Origin of the sequence: Corynebacterium pyruviciproducens ATCC BAA-1742, from assembly GCF_000411375.1 — a bacterium.
Classification (GTDB): Bacteria; Actinomycetota; Actinomycetes; order Mycobacteriales; family Mycobacteriaceae; genus Corynebacterium; species Corynebacterium pyruviciproducens.
In genome coordinates, this window is record NZ_KE150446.1 from 622,862 (window position 1) to 637,120 (window position 14,259).

11 protein-coding genes are annotated in these 14,259 nt (G+C 60.7%); 2 read left to right on the forward strand and 9 right to left on the reverse strand.

The features are described 5' to 3' along the window. Positions 1–44: 44 nt before the first annotated feature. The 3 genes from HMPREF1219_RS02735 to HMPREF1219_RS02745 form a co-directional block, all read right to left on the reverse strand. Positions 45–1,721, reverse strand: coding sequence for a formate--tetrahydrofolate ligase (locus HMPREF1219_RS02735; RefSeq protein ID WP_016457488.1), 1,677 nt, complete (start codon positions 1,719–1,721; stop codon positions 45–47). Between the two features lie 437 nt (positions 1,722–2,158). Then, entirely contained in the window at positions 2,159–3,601 is a 1,443-nt protein-coding gene (aspA, locus tag HMPREF1219_RS02740; RefSeq protein ID WP_016457489.1) for an aspartate ammonia-lyase, read from the reverse strand. A 352-nt stretch (positions 3,602–3,953) separates the two neighbouring features. Beyond that, positions 3,954–5,264, reverse strand: coding sequence for an anaerobic C4-dicarboxylate transporter (locus tag HMPREF1219_RS02745; RefSeq protein WP_016457490.1), 1,311 nt, complete (start codon positions 5,262–5,264; stop codon positions 3,954–3,956). Between the two features lie 1,015 nt (positions 5,265–6,279). Here HMPREF1219_RS02745 and HMPREF1219_RS02750 point away from each other — a divergent pair. After that, positions 6,280–7,611, forward strand: coding sequence for a C1 family peptidase (locus HMPREF1219_RS02750; protein ID WP_040426797.1), 1,332 nt, complete (start codon positions 6,280–6,282; stop codon positions 7,609–7,611). A gap of 22 nt (positions 7,612–7,633) precedes the next feature. Beyond that, complete coding sequence (locus HMPREF1219_RS02755) at positions 7,634–8,968, forward strand: C1 family peptidase (RefSeq protein WP_016457492.1); 1,335 nt, start codon at positions 7,634–7,636, stop codon at positions 8,966–8,968. A 64-nt stretch (positions 8,969–9,032) separates the two neighbouring features. Here the strand turns inward: HMPREF1219_RS02755 and hisG are convergent, their stop codons facing one another. The 6 genes from hisG to mshC all read right to left on the reverse strand — a co-directional run bounded on the left by hisG (position 9,033) and on the right by mshC (position 14,235). Next, complete coding sequence (hisG, locus tag HMPREF1219_RS02760) at positions 9,033–9,878, reverse strand: ATP phosphoribosyltransferase (RefSeq protein WP_016457493.1); 846 nt, start codon at positions 9,876–9,878, stop codon at positions 9,033–9,035. A 54-nt stretch (positions 9,879–9,932) separates the two neighbouring features. Next, entirely contained in the window at positions 9,933–10,196 is a 264-nt protein-coding gene (locus HMPREF1219_RS02765; protein ID WP_040426799.1) for a phosphoribosyl-ATP diphosphatase, read from the reverse strand. A gap of 143 nt (positions 10,197–10,339) precedes the next feature. Then, the gene (locus tag HMPREF1219_RS02770; RefSeq protein ID WP_016457495.1) at positions 10,340–11,032 is read right to left on the reverse strand and encodes an HAD family hydrolase; all 693 of its coding nucleotides are present in this window, start codon (positions 11,030–11,032) and stop codon (positions 10,340–10,342) included. Positions 11,033–11,151: 119 nt separating this feature from the next. Continuing rightward, positions 11,152–12,396, reverse strand: a complete 1,245-nt coding sequence (locus HMPREF1219_RS02775; protein ID WP_016457496.1) for an MFS transporter — start codon at positions 12,394–12,396, stop codon at positions 11,152–11,154. A gap of 123 nt (positions 12,397–12,519) precedes the next feature. Further along, entirely contained in the window at positions 12,520–12,900 is a 381-nt protein-coding gene (locus HMPREF1219_RS02780; RefSeq protein ID WP_016457497.1) for a hypothetical protein, read from the reverse strand. Positions 12,901–12,975: 75 nt separating this feature from the next. Continuing rightward, positions 12,976–14,235, reverse strand: a complete 1,260-nt coding sequence (gene mshC, locus HMPREF1219_RS12735; protein WP_016457498.1) for a cysteine--1-D-myo-inosityl 2-amino-2-deoxy-alpha-D-glucopyranoside ligase — start codon at positions 14,233–14,235, stop codon at positions 12,976–12,978. Positions 14,236–14,259 lie beyond the last annotated feature (24 nt).

Consider the following 14,259-nt stretch of genomic DNA (forward strand, 5'->3'; position numbering starts at 1 on the left):
GGGGTTCCTGGTAGGCCGCGATGAGTTGACGGGGTGACCGGCGGCTAGAAAAGACCGCTGATAACGCCGTTATCGTCGATGTCGATCTTCAGGGCCGCAGGTGTTTTGCCCAGACCCGGAAGAGTCATGACGTTGCCGGTGAGGGCGACGATGAAGCCAGCACCGATCTTGGGCAGGAGCTCACGCACGTGGAGAGTGTGGCCCTCCGGGGCGCCGAGCTTGGAGCCATCGTCAGAGAACGAGTACTGGGTCTTGGAGATGATGACCGGGAGCTTGTCCCACCCATTCTCCTGGATGAACTTGAGGTCCTTGAGGGCCTTGGCGGAGTACTGCACGTCGCCTGCGTGGTACAGCTCGGTGGCGATCTTCTTGATGTTCGCCTCGATGCCGTCCTCCACGTCATACAGCGGGTGGGAGTCGCTCTTGCCGCTTTCGACCACCTCAATGACAGCCTTGGCCAGCTCGCGCGCGCCCTCGCCGCCTTTGGCCCACACCTTGGACTCGATGACGGGGACACCGTTCTTTTCGCCCCATGCAGACATGAAGTCGCGTTCCGCCTGGGTATCGGACACGAAATCATTGAGTGCAATGACCGGCTCCACACCGAACTTGCGCACGTTCTCCACGTGGCGCTGGAGGTTGACTACGCCCGCCTCGAGGGCCTCGAGGTTCTCGTTGGTGAGCTCGTCGCGGGGGACACCACCGTTGTACTTGAGGGAGCGGATGGTTGCGACGAGGACGACTGCGTCGACCTTGATATCGCCGTAGCGTGCCTTCATGTCGAAGAACTTCTCCGCGCCGAGGTCAGCACCGAAGCCTGCTTCCGTGCACACGTAATCGCCGAGCTTCATAGCCGTCTTGGTGGCCGTCAGGGTGTTGCAGCCGTGGGCGATGTTGGCGAACGGTCCGCCGTGGACGAACGCCGGAACCCCGCCGAGGGTCTGCACCAGGTTCGGGTGGATAGCGTCCTTGAGGAGGGCGGTGAGTGCGCCTTCCACGCCAAGCTGGGACACCTGGACGGGCTCGCCGGCGTAGGTGGAGCCGACAACGATGCGGCCGATGCGCTCCTTGAGGTCCTTGTAGTCGGAGGCGAGGCAGAGGATGGCCATCATTTCCGAGGCAGCGGTGATGTCGAAGCCAGTCTCCGTGGGCGTGCCCTGTGCCTTGCCACCGAGGCCGGTGACGATGTGGCGCAGCGAGCGGTCGTTGACATCGAGGCAGCGCCGCCACGTGATCTGGCGGGGGTCGATGTTGAGGGCGTTGCCGTTGTGGATGTGGGCGTCGATGAGCGCGGCCAGCGTGTTGTTGGCGGCGGCGAGGGCGTGGAAGTCACCGGTGAAGTGAAGGTTGATCTCCTCCATCGGGACGATCTGGGCGTAGCCACCGCCGGCGGCACCGCCCTTGATGCCCATGACGGGGCCCTGCGAGGGCTCGCGGAGGGCGACGAAGGCGTTCTTGCCCTCGAGCTTGAGGGCATCGGCGAGACCGATGAGCGTGGTGGTCTTGCCCTCGCCGGCGGGCGTTGGTGACATGGCGGTCACGAGGATGACCTTTGCCTGCTCAGGGTGGTCCTTGACAAAGTTGATGTCTACCTTGGCCTTGTTGGTGCCGAAGGGAATGAGTGCTTCTTGGGGGATTCCTGCGGATTTCGCGATCTCAGTGATCGGGAGGGCATGGTGTGCCTGTGCAATTTCAACATCTGAGGGGACTTTTTCTGTCATGGGTCTAGATTACCGAGAATTGGGGGTCTATGTCTGACAAATGTCCGACTCCTGCACTTTGTGGGGTGCGGTGGAAGAGGAGGGAATAGCGCCTTGGTGTTACTAAACCGCGCGCCGTTTCGGCCGGAACTCCCCCACCTTTCTCCAAACCCAAAGGTGTTATCACTGGACCAATCGTTACCGCATCCCCCGCTGGGTAATCCCCACGGCCGAGCGGCGGCACCCAGGAGTGACACTTATAACACCAAGGTGTGTAGCTCAACACCCCCTTTGAGGGGGGGTGAACACACCCGGTGGTGACAGGGGGCGGTGGGGTGGCCGTCGAGAAGCCATCACCTACCCGTCTGACCGGTACGGAGCGCACAATAAAGGCCACAACCCGTAAAGGTTGTGGCCTCTGTGAGGCAGTTCCCGGGGCGGGAACTGTTAGTTAGCGGTTACTTGTGCGGAGCGATGTCCATGGAGGGGTTGATGAGGTTCTCATCAGAGAGCACCTTGTCCAGGGTCTCTTCGTCGAGAAGCCCGTGCTCGAGGACGAGATCGCGGACCGGCTTGCCCGTCTCGGCGGCCTCCTTGCCAATGCGGTCACCGGCAGCGTGGCCAATGAACGGGTTGAGGTAGGTGATGACACCGATGGAGCTGTGAACGTGGTTCTTGCAGATCTCGGGATTGGCCGTGATCCCGTCGACGCACTTCTCACGCAGCGTCTTCATGGCGTTGGTGAGGATGGTGAGGGACTCGAACATGGCCTGGCCCGTGGCGGGCTCCATGACGTTGAGCTCGAGCTGGCCAGCCTCGGAGGCGTAGCCGACGGTGACGTCGTTGCCGAACACCTTGAAGCACACCTGGTTAACAACCTCGGGGATGACCGGGTTGACCTTGGCGGGCATGATGGAGGAACCGGCGGCGCGCTCCGGAAGGTTGATCTCCTTCAGGCCTGCGCGGGGGCCTGAGGCAAGCAGACGCAGGTCATTGCAGGTCTTGGAGAGCTTGATGGCCAAGCGACGCAGAGCGGCGTGGACAGAGACGTAGGCGGCCTGGTCACTGGTGGCGGCCACAAGGTCGGGGGCAGAAGTGATGTCCAGGCCCGTCACCTCGGCGAGAGCCTTGGTCACAGCCTCGGTGAAGCCGTCTGGGGTGTTGAGCTCGGTGCCGATAGCGGTGGCGCCCAGGTTAACCACGAGCAGCTCCTTGGCTGCGCGCTGGAGGTTGTCGATCTCGTCTCCCAAGGTGTGGGCGTAGCCGTAGAACTCCTGGCCCAGCGACATCGGAACAGCATCCTGGAGCTGGGTGCGGCCCATCTTCAGAACGGATGCGAATTCCTTGCCCTTGGCATCGAACGAGCCGATAAGCTTCTCCAGCTCCTCGACGAGGCTCTGAACACCCGCGTAGAACCCGAGCTTGAGGCCGGTGGGGTACGCGTCGTTGGTGGACTGGCTCATGTTGACATCATCGTTGGGGTGGATGACGTCGTAGTCGCCCTTGTTCTTGCCCAGGTGCTCGAGGGCAACGTTGGCGACAACCTCGTTCGTGTTCATGTTGAGCGAGGTGCCGGCACCGCCCTGGAACAGGTCGATGGGGAACTGATCCATGCATGCACCATCGTTGAGGATGCGGTCGCACGCCCAGTTGATGGCATCCGACTTCTCCTTGGACAGTGCGCCCACCTTGTTGTTGGCAATGGACGTTGCCTTCTTGGTGTACACCATTCCACGGATGAAGTTTGGCTGGCTGTTGACGGTCACGCCGGAGATTTGGTAGTTATCGATGGCCCGCTGGGTGTGAATCCCGTAGTAGTGGTCGTTGGAGATTTCCATCGTTCCGAGGAGGTCTTCCTCGGTGCGGGTGGAGTTGTTTGTGGAGTTAGTGTTGTCTGCCACTTTTTCGATACCTTCTATTCGTTGTTCGTTCTCCGCATAACGTCGGAGAGTGATCTGAAAAGAGCTATTCAGCTGCTTATTTGCTTCTCATCTCGGACGGTTCCAAGTATGCCACCGATTGCGGCACCGACTTGAGCCGACCGAGAATCCATTGCTCTGGGAAACCTTGTTGTAGCTGCTAGCCCGGCGGATAATTGTTCAATCAAATCACCGTGGCTAGCCCCATAAAGGGGAGATCACGCTACCTGCGCCCAGATCATGGTGTCGTACGCGTGATTCGGATATGTCCTGTGAACACACCACCTTGTCGTCTGCGAATGTTGCTGGTGAAGTTTGACTGGTTACCCGTCACCTACAAGATGACGGAACCGAAGGCGAAGCCGAGCGCCACTGAGATTGCGATACACACCGTGCCGGGAATGATGAACGGGTGGTTAAACACGTACTTGCCAATCTGAGTCGATCCCGTGTCGTCCATCTCAACGGCGGCGAGGAGGGTGGGATACGTGGGCAGAACGAACAGTGCGGATACCGCCGGGAACGCTGCCACCGCGGCGAGCGGGCTGACGCCCACTGCCAACGCTGCGGGCACGAGGGCCTTAGTAGTGGAGGCCTGCGAGTACAACAGGGATGCGGCAAGGTACAAGATGACGGCCAACAACCAGGGGTAATCCTGCAGGACGCTGCCGGAGGCGGCCTTAATCTGGTCAATGTACTGATTGATCAGCGTGGTGCCGAGCCAGGCGACGCCCATGACGCACACGGCGGCAGACATGCCGGACTTGAACACCTGCTGGTTGAGCACCTCCCCTGCTTTCAGCTTGCAGGCGATGATGATGATCGTGGCGGCTCCCAGCATGATGGACATGATCGCCTCATTGCGGGGCAGCGTGGGGTTCTGGATGAGCCCAATCTGATCAGAAATAAGCGTTGCGTACGCCATGACGATGACGATGGCGGCGAGGAAGATGCCCACGCTCAACTTCGCACCCTTGGGAGCGGTGTAGTCCTTCTGGCGCGTTGGCGCCTGGACTAGTCCGCGGGCGAGTCGATCCTTGTACACCGGATCGTCCTCCAGCTCCTTGCCCAGGTGGTTGGAGAGGAATGCGGTGGGGAAAATCGCGAGGAACGTGGACGGGATGGCAACGGCGAGGAGCTGCAGGTAGCCCACTCCCAGCGGCTCAAGCACGGAGGCAAGGAACACCACGGCGGCGGAGATCGGCGATGCCGTGATGGCCATCTGGGAGGCGACCACGGCCACGGACAACGGACGCGAAGGCCGGACCTTGCCTTCCTTAGCCACCTCGGTGATCACCGGCAGCGTGGAAAAGGCGGTGTGGCCGGTACCCGCAAGAAGGGTCATGAGGTAGGTGACTACCGGCGCGAGGAACGTAATGTTCTTCGGGTTTTTGCGGAGCACCTTCTCAGCCAAATGGACGAGGTAGGTCAGGCCGCCGGCGAGCTGCATGGCCGAGATGGCGGCGATGACGCTCATGATGATGCCGACGACGTCGAAGGGGATGTCATCCTTGGTGACGGGTACGCCGGCGATGCCGAGGAGGAGGACACCTAGGCCACCGGCGAAACCGATGCCGATAGAACCGAGGCGCGCGCCGAGGACGATGGCGCCAAGAACAATAAGTATTTGCAATGCTACAAGCATGTGGTGGAATTCTCCCTTTGAGTATTCACTGTGTTTCTACGGCCAGTTGGCCTTGAGAGGGAAACGGCAAGCCGCAACACATATGAATCGAACGGGTATTCCCTCCCCTCGCCTGTTAGCGTGGATCGGTGCCCCACCACCAAGGAAAACGGTGACCCTGCGGAGGGGTGTTACTCGTTCACCACACGCCAGGGATCTGATCTAACGACCAGCTGCCACGGCGGACAAAGTTCGAGTGTGAACGGCTCTTGTTCAGATTTCTGTGAGGCGATTCTTGTAGCCAGCCACGCTTAGGTGGATGTGGCTAAACTCGGACGACTCTTCCCTGTGCACTTCCACGTGCGCAAGGCTGCTTCGTTGCGGATAGCTCTGCCTCATGTGGAGCTATGAGCCTGTCCTATTCGAATCCTGTCCTATTATTGATCCTTCCTCGCTGCCTTCACCGGATTGGTCTAGCGGCGCTGTTCAGACAGATAGAGCTATCCCGTGAATCACGGGAGCGAAGCTTTAACCTACCTTGTCGTAAGTACACGTCTACCCTAATAGCGACGAAGCATTTGTGCAAATATTCTGTTCAACATACATTTTTCACCCTTTAACAAAATAGGAATGGCCTCTCATAGAGATGTTGTGGCACACCCATGTTACGGCGTTGCAAGTGGGGATCGTATCGCACGAGCCCCTCCCGTATATGACCAGCCTGGGCTGAAGAAACGGAGAGCCTCCCGATGGAGAGCAAACACGCGGCAGAACGTGAGGGGTGATAGCTATTCGGGGGGAATGCTCCCCTTGTCAATGAAACAAATTGTCTCGGATTTTAGACAAGCGCGGATGTTCGCGGCGGGTGGATCCAAATTCGGGGACCTGGTCGACCATCATCAGTGCTTTTCAAATGGGCTGTTAAAGCGCGTGCTACACAGGTTGGCGCTGTGGACACCAGCTTGTACATTCCCTGCTGTGGGAAAGCCCCGGGGTATCTCCAAGATAGTGCTTATAACCAGCGTATAAAAGAAGTATGGAAACAACGACGATGATGCAGCCTCTCACCGAGGACTGCAGGGAAGATATCCAAAAGAAGGTGGACGCCGATCCGACGGTAGCCGTGGCGCGCAACGCCGTTACCGCCGTGAGTGTCAACAAAGTTGCTCTCGATCGGAACAAAGTGCTGGCACTGGATCCGTCCGTCGAGGTGAAGCTGGATTCCCTCAAGGTGACGGACCAGAAGACCTCCGGGCGGTGCTGGATGTTTGCCGCGCTCAACATGTACCGCCAGAAGATCGCTACCCAGTTGAACCTCGAGCAGTTTGAATTTTCCGAGGCGTACCTCCAGTACTTTGACAAGCTGGAGAAGGCCTACTTTGCGCTTAACTTCCTGCTCGGTAACGAGGAGCCACACGCCCCGCACACGGAGGATGGTGCGGTAGACCTCTCCGATCGTCGCACGGCGTTCGTGCTCGACGGGGCTGCCGATGACGGTGGCCTGTTCAACTACGTCAATAACCTGGTAGCGAAGTACGGGGTGGTTCCCTCGTACGCGATGCCGGATTCCGACTCCGCCAGCAACACGCCTGCCATGAACCGGGCGATCCATACCATCGTTCGCCGCACCGTGATGTCCCAGGGCTCCATCGATGAGGCGATGAAGGAGATCCAGCGGGTGGTTGGAATCCACCTTGGCACGCCTCCGACTTCGTTTGTGTGGCAGTACCGCGATAAGGACGGAAACTTCCACCGCGAAGGCGAATTTACACCCCAGGAGTTTGCCCAAAAGTACCTGCCTGACCTGGATCAGTACGTCGAGGTTGCCTTTGATGCTCGCGCCGATCACGAGCCCAACCGGGCCTATGACACGGACCTGGCCACCAACGTGTGGGGCCGCCCCGTGTACCGCTATGTCAACGCCGATATCGAGACGGTGCGCAGCGTTGCCATTAAGTCCATCAAGGGCGAGGACCCGGTGTGGTTCGGCTGTGATGTAAACACGCAGTTCGACCCGATGCTGGGGATGTGGGACCGCAGCCTCATCAACCTCGAGGATATCTACGGCGTTGATATGGGCTACAGCCGTGAGGGCCGAATGATGACGTGGGAGGTCAAACCCACCCACGCGATGGTGCTCACCGGATACGACGAGCAGACCAAGCACTTCCGCGTGGAAAACTCGTGGGGCGTCAAGGACCACAAGGGCGTGCAACTGGCGGGCGACGGCTACGGCACGATGTCCTCCGAGTGGTTTGCGGATAACGTCTTCTCCGTCGTGGTGAAGAGGGAGTACGTGCCACAAGAGCTACTCAAGGCGTGGGATGGAGAGGCAATCCTCCTCCCCTGCTGGGACCCGATGAGCTAGAAACGAGAGGAGACAAATAACTATGGCTACACAATCTGAGCAGCGTGGACTTACACCTGCGTCTATCGCCACTGAGAACGAGGCTCTTCTTGCAGATCGGGCCTTCCGCATCGCGCGCAACGCCGTCACCACCACGGGCATCGATACCGTCGCCGTTGACAGGAGCGTGCTGCGCTCCATTGATTCCAGCGTGTCCACCAAGGTGGATGACTGGGCAGTGGCCAACCAAAAGAAATCCGGTCGCTGCTGGATCTTCGCCGGGATGAACATGCTGCGTGCGGCGATCATGAAGGAGACCAAGGTAAAGGACTTCGAGCTCTCCCAAACGTTCGTCCACTTCTGGGATAAGTGGGAGAAGGCCAACTACTTCCTCGAGGCGATGGATAAGCTGCGTGACCGGGAGATCCTCGATCGCACGGTCGCCCATCTCATGCAGGCTCCGATCGAGGATGGTGGGCAGTGGAACATGCTCGTCGCCCTCATTGAGAAGTACGGAATCGTGCCCCAGTACGCGATGCCAGAGACGGCATCCTCCTCGGACACCCGCGCGATGAACCGTGACCTGTCTACCGTTTTGCGGTGTGCTGCCTACGCGCTGCGCAATGAAGAATCCGAGCAGGCACGCACGGAGGTCAAGCGACAGGCGTTGGAGGATGCCTACCGCATCCTCACCATCCACCTGGGCACCCCGCCGGAGGAGTTCACCTGGCAGTACAGGAATAAGGACAACGAATTCACCCGCGGTGGCACGATGACCCCCGCCTCGTTCCGCGATCAGTATGTCACGGTCAACCTCGATGAGTACGTGTGCGTGGTCAACGATCCACGCCATGCCCCCAAACAGATGCTCACCGTGGAGTACCTCGGAAACGTCGTTGGGGCGAAGCCGGTTACCTACCTCAACGCCCCTGTGGACGTGATGAAGGCAGCGATCCAGAAGACCCTCAATGAGGGCCGTTCGGTGTGGTTCGGGTGCGACACTACCCAGCAGGCGGAGCGCAACTCCGGCGTGTGGGATGCCCACCTACTCGATTACGAGGGTGTTTACGGTGTCGATCTGTCCATGGACAAGCTCGCGCGGGTTCTTTCCGGCGAGTCGCTGATGACTCACGCCATGGTGTTCACAGGCGTGGACGAGACCGAGGACGGCACCCCGCGCCGTTGGCGCGTGGAGAATTCCTGGGGCCCGGACAAGGCCGAAAAGGGGTTCTGGACGATGAACGACTCGTGGTTTGATGAGTACGTGTTCGCCGTTGCGGTGCACCGCGACACCCTGCCTGAGGATTACCGCGCGGCCCTCAGTGGGGAGCCCATCGTCTTGCCTGTGTGGGATCCGATGGGTGCCCTCGCGCACTGACCCGTAGCTAACAAACACCGTGGAGGCTGGTGATCCAGCAGCCACGGTGTTTTTCTGTGGTGGTCTACAGCCTTGCGATGCGGATGTCGCTGGCGAGAATGGCCTCGGCGCCGCCGGCGGAAAGGCGATCCATGATGGCGTTGGCCTCCTTACGGGGCACCATCGCACGCACTGCCACCCATTCCTTGTTCTCCAGCGGGGACACCGTCGGGCTGGAGAGGCCTGGCGTGATTTCCGTCAAGGCTTCAAGCTTGTCGGTTGGGCAGTTGTAGTCCAGGATCATGAACGTCCGCGCAGTGAGAATGCCCTCTATACGGCGGGTAAACACCTCCATCTCGCTGGTGACATCACGGCCCTCTCGGCAGTAAATCACCGCCTCGGAAGAAACCAACGGCTCTCCAAAGGTGGCTAGCCCCTGCTTGCGCAGCGTGCGACCGGTGGAGACAACGTCGGCGATGACATCGGCGACGCCCAAGCGGATGGAGATCTCCACTGCTCCGTCGAGGCGAATGACCGTGGCCTTGATGTTGCGACGCGCGAGGTCCGCGCGCACGAGGTGGGGGTAGCTCGTGGCGATGCGTGCGCCCTCCAGGTCGTCGACCGACCATTTCTGCGCGGCGGGGGCTGCGTAGAAGAATCGGGAATCGCCAAAACCCAGCGGAAGCAGCTCCTTTACGGCAGCCTGGGAATCGAGGGCCAGGTCCCGTCCGGTGATGCCGATATCGAGCTGGCCGCCGGCGACATAGATGGCGATGTCTTTGGGGCGGAGGAAGAAAAACTCCACCCCGTTGGTCTTGTCCATCACGGTGAGGGTCTTGTTGTCCGGGCGCGTGGCGTAGCCCGCCTCGGCGAGGATCTCCATGGTGGTTTCACTGAGAGATCCCTTGTTGGGAACTGCTATTCGGAGCATGATGTGCGGTCTTTCCTACCGGTGGGTGGTGTGTGTGCTGGTGAAAGCGCGACGCTAGAGGTACTTGTACACGTCGTCCAGGGTGAGTCCGCGGTGCAGCATCATCACCTGGGTCCAGTACCACAGCTGGGAGATCTCCTCGGCCAGCTCATCGTCGCTTTGGTACTCCCCCGCCAGCCAGACTTCGCCGGCCTCTTCGATAACCTTCTTGCCAATGAAATGCATGCCCTCGGTGAGGGCGTGGGTGGTTGCGGACCCCTCGGGTAGGTCGGCGGATTTGGCTGTTAGCTCCTCAAACAGAGACTCAAAGGTTTTCATAGCAAACAATTGTGCCACACATCGCTCGGGCCCGCCGGTGAATCTGGTCCCCGTCCCCTAGACACGGGGTGGCCTGTCACGCTTGTCGACGCGCCTCCCCCGCCTCCCCTCACCGTGAGCCCGCGGCTCGCGGCACCAGCTCCCTACGAGGCGGACGCGCGAAGCTCGTCGAACCAGCGCTTGCAGTGGTCCACAGTAACCCCAACGAAGGAGTCCGACCCGTGGAGGTCCTTCAGGGAGGTAACCCCCTCGATGATGCTTCCGTGTGCGGGAGGCAGACCAATGACCTGGCAGCCCGCATCGCGGGCGGCCGTCATCCCGGCGACGGAATCCTCAAAGACAAGGCACTCCTCTGGGGCGGCCTGCGTGATGGAGGCGGCCTTGAGATACATCTCAGGGCTGGGCTTGCCTTCCGATACCTCGTCGCCCGCGACGGACGAGGTGAAGAATTCGGTGCCCACGGCGGCGATCTCACTGTCCGCGAGCTTGCGGTAAGTGTTCGTGGTAACGAGCTGCGGAATGCCCGCCGCGCGAATAGAGCGCAGCAGGTCCGTCACACCCGGCTTGGGCTCGAGGACATCGTGCATGAGCTGCATGACCTCTCCGTAGAACGTGATCATGAGCTGGCGGCGGTCCTCCTTGCTAAAGGTGCGCCCGTTGAGCTGACCCACATACGTCACGGTGTGATCAAATGAACCACCCATGGTGTTCAGCAGCTCCTCGTCTGTCATCTCGTGGCCCAACCGACGCGAAAACTCCGCGGTGACCTGGCCCCACAAGGGTTCGGAATCCACCAACGTGCCGTCCATATCAAAAAAGATTGCTTTCAGCGTCACGTGTGCACAGCTCCACTCTTGGATCGAGGATAATTGATCGACCCACCGGCGCCCTCGCACCTTCGGGTCTCCACTTCCCCGCCACTATATCCGAATTTGCGTAGCGAATGCGGTGCGGATTAGGCGTGGCCCTTTGATACCTCAGGAAGGGAGCGCGCGGTGAGGAAACCGGCGATGCCAACAAGGGCCAAGGCGACGAGTGCGGCACGAGCACCGGCCAGGGCAATGACGCCCGACACGGCACCGAAGAAGAGGAGGATGAAGCCCATCGCGGTGTTCGCCACAGCGACGTATTTAGTGGTCTGGTCGCCCTCTCCCATGTCCACAACGTAGGTTTTCCGTCCCACGCGCACACCGGTGTGAATGAGCGTGACGATGAAGAAGCCGATAGGTAGCGCCCAGGCGGCGATCGCATCCACGTAGCTCACCGCAACGATGGCAAGGAGAGCAATGGAGGTGGCAAGCGCCCCGTAGGACATCGTATTGCGCGACGACTTATCCGCTAACGCACCCGATACCCGCCCGCCGATGAGGCTTGCCAGGCCGGATGCGACGATGAACGAACCGAGCCCCGCCAAGAGGTTCGAGGAACGGGAAGAAAGCTGCACGATGAAGGCGGGAGACAGTGAGGAGGCGAGCAACAGGGAGCGGACGATGACGAAGCGTCGAAAAGCCCGATCGGTGGAGAGAAGTTCCCAGGCCTCGGCGGCCCACCCCTTTGAGCTGCCCTGTTGTCCACCCTCGTCGGTGGGCTCATCGATGCGGGTGAATACGAGCGAAGCCAAAAGCCAGCACACGCCACCGGCGGCAACGAGAAGGGCGAGGAAACCAAGAGACAAACTGTGCCCCAGGGCCCGAATTGCGATCCCTACCGTCACGGCAATGAGCCCAGACACCATGGTCGAGGTGCCCGTGAGCCTCCCGCGGCGGCCCTTGGAAATGGTTCGGGCCTGCACGTCCTTGGCCGAAATCGAGCCGATGGCACGGCCCAGCGAGAAGGTGGCAAGGAACACGACGACAAGCACACCGAGGAGCGCCCCACGGGCGAACCCGATGGAAAGCCCCATGAGGATGGCGGAAATCGCCTGAATGAGAGCGCCGATGGACCACACGGTAGCCCGCCGCCGCTTGGCTGTCAGCCACGGGGTGATCGCCGCCTGCGGCAGCATGGAACCACTCTCCCTAATCGGGATGAGGAGCGCCGCGAAGAAAGAGGAGACACCCGCCATGGAGAACACCCACGGCAGCACGGTCTTGGCGTTGACTAGCTGATCGCCGATCCCCTGCAACCCCATCGCCGTGACGTAGGCACGGCCGTTGCGCTGTTCCTTCGGACTCACGGAGTCAGGCGTTGATTTTCCCATGCAGTTAACGCTAGACGCTTGGGGCAAGGGATGGGAAAGGAGGGGCCGCAAGCCGGCACGCGGGCCCAAAAGAAGGCCGGGCGGCGGGAGTGGAGACGGCTCCCTATCCTCCCGGGTTACCTGCTACTCAAACTGCGGGCAGGAGGAAATGATCTCCTCGGAGATACCGCCGGCCTCCAGGGCACGGTGGATGAAGAGGTTGAGATCGTTTTCCTCCTCGGGCTCGATAACGGCTCCGGCGTTCTTCTCGTCAAAGTCCTCGGTGCGCTCAATGAACCCATTAACCACGCCGTTGACCGCTTCCATGGAAGGGTCGCCGCCGAGGCGATCGAGGCTATCAAGGAAATCTTGGACAATTCCGCGAAGCTCGGGCAGCACCTCCGGGTCAAACGGCTGCTCCCAGAACTCTTTCTCGTTGTCCCTCAGGTAGGAACCGGTTGCGTAGGATTCCAGGTTGGCGATGAACTCGTCAACGCTCGCCTGCATGCTCTCGCGAATACTCATGGTGTCTATTGTCTCCGATTGTGTCCCAGTTTGCACGTCGTACGCGGGCGCCAAGCGGCCCGTAATCACCGGCTGCTACGCCAGCGTGAGGCCCAGCAGCGCATCGAGCGCGTTCTTCACGGTGGTTCCGGCCTCCAGAGAGAGGTCATCGCCCTCCGCGTTGACGGCCACTGTAGCCCACTGCTCAATCGCCGCGACGGCACGCGGGGTATCGAGGTCGTCGGCGAGCGCCTCGCGGATGGTGGCCACGAGGCGGTCGGCATCCTTCATCGACGACGGCTTGTCCACGGCCTCGGAGAGCCTTTTCACGAGGTCCTCGCACTTGTCCAACAGGTCCTGAGAAAAATCCCGGTCCTCGCGGTAGTGCCCCGCAAACACCGACAGCCGGATCGCATCCGGCGTGTGGCCCTCGTCCACGAGTTTGGACACGAACACGAGGTTGCCCAGGGACTTGGACATCTTCACGCCGTCGAGGGCGATCATGCCACCGTGGACGTAGTGACCCGCCATGCGGGTGACGCCGGTTGCTGCCTCCGCGTGTGCCGCGGAAAATTCGTGGTGCGGGAACACCAGGTCACGTCCGCCACCCTGAATGTCGAACGGCACCCCGAGGCGGTTGCGGGCGATCGCCGAACACTCGATGTGCCAGCCGGGACGGCCCTCACCAAACGGTGCCTTCCAACTCGGCTCGCCGTGGCGCGCCATTTTCCACACCAAGGCGTCGAGCGGATCCTCCTTGCCAGGGCGATCCGGGTCGCCACCGCGCTCGGCGAACACCTCCATCATCTCCTCGCGGCTGAAGCGCGACTCGTAGCCAAACTGGTCCGTTGCGGAGATCCGGGCGTAGAGGTCCGGGTATTCGGGATCATCGATCGCGTACACGGCGCCCTTCTCAATGAGCTCGGAGACCATGTCAATGACCTCCCCCACCGACTCTTCGATGCCCACGAAATCCTGGGGCGGGAACACAGACAGGTGCTCCATATCCGAGCGGAACAGGTCGATCTGGGAGGTGCCCAGCTCCCGCCAATCGACGTTGTCGCGTTCCGCGCGTTCAAACAGCGGATCGTCCACGTCCGTCACGTTTTGTACGTAGTGAACCTCGTGGCCGTTGGCCTTGAGCTGGCGGTAAATGAGATCGAAGGTGAGGTACGTGGCCGCGTGCCCGAGGTGGGTCGCATCGTACGGCGTGATGCCACACACGTACATTGTCGCTAGCTTGCCCGCCTCGACGGGCTTGACCCGGCCATCGGCGGAATCGTACAGCTTGAGCTGGACGGGCTCGCCGGTGAGTGAATCGAATGATGAATGTTGAGGAACTGGCCACGATTGCATGGCCTCCACATTAGTGGGCGCGCC

Coding starts and splice junctions, on each gene's coding strand:
- HMPREF1219_RS02735 (WP_016457488.1), bottom strand. CDS start 1,721: ATGACAGAAAAAGTCCCCTCAGATGTTGAAATTGCACAGGCACACCAT.
- HMPREF1219_RS02745 (WP_016457490.1), bottom strand. CDS start 5,264: ATGCTTGTAGCATTGCAAATACTTATTGTTCTTGGCGCCATCGTCCTC.
- HMPREF1219_RS02750 (WP_040426797.1), top strand. CDS start 6,280: ATGGAAACAACGACGATGATGCAGCCTCTCACCGAGGACTGCAGGGAA.
- HMPREF1219_RS02755 (WP_016457492.1), top strand. CDS start 7,634: ATGGCTACACAATCTGAGCAGCGTGGACTTACACCTGCGTCTATCGCC.
- hisG (WP_016457493.1), bottom strand. CDS start 9,878: ATGCTCCGAATAGCAGTTCCCAACAAGGGATCTCTCAGTGAAACCACC.
- HMPREF1219_RS02765 (WP_040426799.1), bottom strand. CDS start 10,196: ATGAAAACCTTTGAGTCTCTGTTTGAGGAGCTAACAGCCAAATCCGCC.
- HMPREF1219_RS02775 (WP_016457496.1), bottom strand. CDS start 12,396: ATGGGAAAATCAACGCCTGACTCCGTGAGTCCGAAGGAACAGCGCAAC.
- HMPREF1219_RS02780 (WP_016457497.1), bottom strand. CDS start 12,900: ATGAGTATTCGCGAGAGCATGCAGGCGAGCGTTGACGAGTTCATCGCC.
- mshC (WP_016457498.1), bottom strand. CDS start 14,235: ATGCAATCGTGGCCAGTTCCTCAACATTCATCATTCGATTCACTCACC.